1 protein-coding gene is annotated in these 563 nt (G+C 57.9%); it reads right to left on the reverse strand.

Annotated features, from left to right (window positions below):
* Positions 1 to 7: 7 nt before the first annotated feature.
* The coding region (gene panB / locus HP459_RS23315; protein WP_171936967.1) for a 3-methyl-2-oxobutanoate hydroxymethyltransferase at positions 8 to 563 on the reverse strand (556 nt) is incomplete at its 5' end.

A 563-nucleotide genomic window follows, 5' to 3' on the forward strand; every position in this document is an offset into this window, starting at 1 on the left:
GGACTCCTTAATGGAAACTGTGTTCTTCGCCCGGATAAACGCCGGACTCAACCTCGGCAATATACTGCCGCACAGCAGCACGCATGTCGCCTGCTTCTGTCAGGAAATTTTTAGCAAATTTTGGAATGTGACCGCCGGTGATCCCGAAGGCGTCGTGCATGACCAGAATCTGGCCATCGGTGACGTTGCCCGCGCCGATGCCGATCACCGGAATCGACAGCGCCTCAGTGATACGCTTAGCCAGCTCAACCGGCACACACTCCAGCACCAGCAGCTGTGCACCAGCGGCTTCCAGCGCCAGGGCATCATCAAACAGCGTCTGCGCCGCATCGCCACGCCCCTGAACTTTATAACCGCCAAAGATATTCACGGACTGCGGCGTCAGCCCTAAGTGCCCGCAAACTGGCACGGCCCGTTCGGTGAGCATTTTCACCGTATCGACCACCCAGTCGCCGCCTTCGATTTTGACCATATTGGCGCCGGCGCGCATCACAGTTGCCGCATTTTCAAAGGCCTGTTCCGGGGTGGCATACGCCATAAACGGCAGATCGGAAAGTAGCAGG

Origin of the sequence: Enterobacter sp. CM29 (assembly GCF_013179605.1) — a bacterium.
Lineage (GTDB): Bacteria > Pseudomonadota > Gammaproteobacteria > Enterobacterales > Enterobacteriaceae > Enterobacter > Enterobacter intestinihominis.